The following is a 3,763-nucleotide window of genomic DNA, read 5'->3' as shown; positions in this document are numbered from 1 at the left end:
TACACCGGCCAGTTCTACGCGCTGTTCTTCCTGGAGCGCATGCTGAAGGTCGACGGGGCGCTGACGAACATCCTGGTCGCGGTGGCGCTTCTCCTGGGCACGCCGTTCTTCGTGGTGTTCGGCTGGCTCTCCGACAAGATCGGCCGCAAGCCGGTGATCCTGGTGGGCTGCCTGCTGGCGGCGCTGACCTACTTCCCGATCTTCAAGGCGCTGACGGTGGCGGCCAATCCAGACCTCGCGGCGGCGACGGCGCGGGCGCCGGTGGTCGTGGTCGCGCCGGCCGGGAACTGCTCGTTCCAGTTCGACCCGGTCGGCAAGACCGTCTTCTCCAACGGCTGCGACATCGCCAAGTCGGTCCTCGCCGGCGCCGGCGTCAGCTACGACAACGTCGTCGCGCCGGCCGGCAGCTCCGCGACGATCGTTCGCGTGGGCGAGGTCGAGGTGGCGTCGCTCGACACCAGCAGCGAGAAGGCCGCCGCCGAGAAGGTGGCGTTCACCGAGCGCCTGACGCCGGTGCTCAAGGCCGCCGGCTACCCGCCCAAGGCCGACTCCGCGAAGGTCAACAAGCCGGCGGTGGTGGGCCTGCTCTTCCTGCTCGTCCTCTACGTGACCATGGTCTACGGCCCGATCGCGGCGGCGCTGGTGGAGATGTTCCCGGCGCGGATCCGCTACACCTCGATGTCGCTGCCCTACCACCTGGGCAACGGCTGGCTGGGCGGCTTCCTGCCCACGACGGCCTTTGCCATGGTGGCCGCTACGGGCAACATCTACTTCGGCCTCTGGTACCCGATCGCGGTGGCGGCGTTCACGGCCATCGTGGGCTTCCTCTTCGTCAAGGAGATGAAGGGCAACCCGATCGAGGATTAGCGCGCCTACTTCGCCGCCGTGGCGGTCCAGTCGGACTTGCCGCCCTTGTCCTCGAGGAAGGTGAGCGCGGTCTGGCTCAGCTCCGGCGCCAGGAAGATGTCGTAGTGGGTGCGGCCGGGCAGGATGGCCAGGCGGTTCTTAGACATGCCCTCGCGCATCCAGCCGCCGTCCTTCTGGCCGCCGCCCAGCAGCTGGAAGAACTTCACCTCGTGCTCGGGCCGGTACATGTCGGCGTCGCCGAACACGAGCAGCGTCGGCATGGTCAGCTTCGCGACGTCGGTCGAGAAGTCGTAGGGCTTGCGCATGTAGTCGCCGATGACGTCCAGCAGCTTGGGGAAGTCCTGCGGCCGCGGGGCCACGGCCACGTAGCCCTGGTACATCGGCGTGTTCTTCATGAACTCCGCCGCCGCCGCGCCCACCTGGGCCTGCTGCTTCAGCATGTCGGCATAGAAGCCATCCCGTGCGAAGCCGGCCGAGACCAGCACCAGCCGGTTCACCCGCTCCGGGTGCTGGGCGGCGAGCTGGAAGGCGACGCCGCCGCCCATCGAGTAGCCCATGACGTCGACCTTGCCGTAGCCGAGCTCTTTCAGGACCGCGTCCATGTCGGCGCCCATGCCTTCGAGACTGAAGGGCCGGTCGGTGAGGGCGGTGCGGCCATGGCCGTAGAGGTCGACGGCGATGATCCGATGCCTGGCGGTGAGCGTCGGGTAGAGCGGGCCGAACATGTCGGTCGAGCCCAGGCCGCCATGCAGCAGCAGCAGCGGCGCGCCTTCCCCACGGATCTCGTAGTAATAGCGGATCCCGTTCGCCTCGACGTAGCCGCTCTTCGAGGGCTTGGCGGCGACCGCAGCGGCTGGCGTGGCGGCCTCGGTCACGGCGGGAATGGCGACGCCCACCAGGGCGGCGCCGATCAGCAGCGAACGCATCAGCTTGAACATGTCGTCTCTCCGGTCGGTCCTGGTGGCCGCGCTTGGCCGCTTCGTACCCCAAGGACGCGTCAGTTCCGGTCGTGCCGACACGCGGGCTCAGGAAATCTTCGCGCGTTGAACCAGTCGTGCGGATGGGTCGTTATGGCCGGGGAAGCTGGGCCTTGGAGACCCCGATGAAGACCGCCGTCCTGCTGTTCGCCGCCGCCGCGCTCGCGTTCGCCGCGCCTGCCGCCCAGGCGGATCCGAAGAAGCCGCATCCGCACGGCGCGCCGCCCGGCCAGGTCAAGAAGATGTGGCGCAAGGGCGAGCGGCTGCCTTCGACCTACTACACCAGCACGCGCTACATCGTCGTCGAGCCCGCTCGCTATCGCCTCGCGCCGCCGCCGGTCGGCTACCGCTGGGTGCTGGTCGACGGCGACGCCTATCTCGTCCGCCGCGACAACGGCCTGGTGGCCGAACTGGTGGCCGACGCGGTCTCGCGCCTGCTGCGCTAAGCTCAGCCGAACCAGCCGTGACGGGCGAGGGGGATCTCGGCGATCTCCTTGATCACCTCGCCGTGGCGCCGCTCGACGGTCAGCGTCTCGATGTGGCCCGAGATGTCGAGGCCGCCCTGGTTGAGCGCCTGGGCGACCTTGCGGGCCTGGGTGCGGTCGGCGCTGGTCGCCACGGTGATGTGCGGCAGGTAGGGCGACTCGGGGCGGATGGCGGCCTCGATCGGGCCCTCGTGCAGCGCCTCGTGCAGCCGCAGGATCGCGCCGAAGCCCTCGTCCGGGATCAGGAACACGTGGAAGCGGGCGACGCTCGTCTCGGGCACGACCAGCGCCGAGCGCAGGCGGAAGCGGATGCGCGGGATGTCGTGGGCGTTCTTCGCGATGCGGTCGGCGAAGGCCCGCGGCTCCATGTCGACGCCCGGGAACACCAGCGTGAGTTAGGGCGGACCGCGGCTGCCGGCGCGGCGCGAGCGGATGTCGGTCAGCCAGGCCAGGTCGGCCTTCTCGAAGTGCGGCCGGGCGATGACTTCGAGGGATTCCATCGCCCGTCCTCGGCGCTCCGCCCTACTCGGCGGCGACCTGGGTGATGCCGATCTTGGGGGCGAGCTCGCCGGCGGCGTAGCGCTTGGCCATGGCCGACAGCGGGATCGGCTTGATCTTCGAGGCCCAGCCGTTGGTCCCGAACTCCTCGAAGCGCTGGACGCAGACCGCGCGCATGGCTTCCTTGGCGGGCTTCAGGTAGCTGCGCGGATCGAACTCGCCCGGCTTCTCGGCGAACACCTTCCGGATGGCGCCGGTGATGGCCATGCGGTTGTCGGTGTCGATGTTGATCTTGCGCACGCCGTGCTTGATGCCGCGCTGGATCTCTTCCACGGGCACGCCCCAGGTCTGGGGCATCTCGCCGCCGTACTTGTTGATGACGTCCTGGAGTTCCTGAGGAACCGAGCTGGAGCCGTGCATCACCAGGTGGGTGTTGGGCAGGCGGCGGTGGATCTCCTCGATCACGTGCATCGCCAGGACGTCGCCGTCGGGCTTACGCGTGAACTTGTAGGCGCCGTGGCTGGTGCCCATGGCGATGGCGAGCGCGTCGACCTCGGTGGCCTTCACGAACTCGACGGCCTGGTCGGGGTCGGTCAGGAGCTGGTCGTGGCCGAGCTTGCCCTCGAAGCCGTGGCCGTCTTCCTTGTCGCCCATGCCGGTCTCGAGGCTGCCCAGCACGCCGAGCTCGCCTTCGACCGACGCGCCGACCCAGTGGGCCATGTCCACGACATTGCGCGTGACCTTGACGTTGTAGTCGTAGTCGGCGGGCGTCTTGCCGTCGGCCTTCAGCGAGCCGTCCATCATCACCGAGGTGAAGCCGTACTGGATCGCGGTGGCGCAGGTGGCCTCGTTGTTCCCGTGGTCCTGGTGCATGCAGATCGGGATGTGCGGATACATCTCGGCCATCGCGTCGATCAGGTGCTTCAGCACGATGTC

General features: G+C 68.6%; 5 protein-coding genes. 2 read left to right on the top strand and 3 right to left on the bottom strand.

The annotated features are described in order from the left end of the window. Window positions 1-867 (top strand): MFS transporter (locus VGD44_RS16855; RefSeq protein ID WP_331089194.1); only part of this gene is annotated, 867 nt, incomplete at its 5' end. A gap of 5 nt (window positions 868-872) precedes the next feature. Here VGD44_RS16855 and VGD44_RS16850 read toward each other — a convergent pair. Beyond that, window positions 873-1,805, bottom strand: coding sequence for an alpha/beta hydrolase (locus tag VGD44_RS16850; protein WP_331089192.1), 933 nt, complete (start codon window positions 1,803-1,805; stop codon window positions 873-875). Between the two features lie 164 nt (window positions 1,806-1,969). Here VGD44_RS16850 and VGD44_RS16845 point away from each other — a divergent pair, with 164 nt between their 5' ends. Beyond that, entirely contained in the window at window positions 1,970-2,290 is a 321-nt protein-coding gene (locus tag VGD44_RS16845; protein ID WP_331089190.1) for an RcnB family protein, read from the top strand. A gap of 2 nt (window positions 2,291-2,292) precedes the next feature. Here the strand turns inward: VGD44_RS16845 and VGD44_RS16840 are convergent, their stop codons facing one another. Continuing rightward, window positions 2,293-2,715 carry a 2'-5' RNA ligase family protein gene (locus VGD44_RS16840; protein WP_331089188.1) on the bottom strand — a complete coding sequence of 141 codons (423 nt, stop codon included), beginning with the start codon at window positions 2,713-2,715 and terminating at the stop codon, window positions 2,293-2,295. A gap of 136 nt (window positions 2,716-2,851) precedes the next feature. Beyond that, window positions 2,852-3,763: class II fructose-bisphosphate aldolase (gene fba, locus VGD44_RS16835; protein ID WP_331089186.1), on the bottom strand; the 912-nt coding region annotated here is incomplete at its 5' end.

This window comes from Phenylobacterium sp. (assembly GCF_036402295.1).
Taxonomy (GTDB): domain Bacteria; phylum Pseudomonadota; class Alphaproteobacteria; order Caulobacterales; family Caulobacteraceae; genus Phenylobacterium.
The sequence above is the reverse complement of the archived record's forward strand: the minus strand, read 5'-3'. Positions and strand labels throughout refer to the sequence as shown.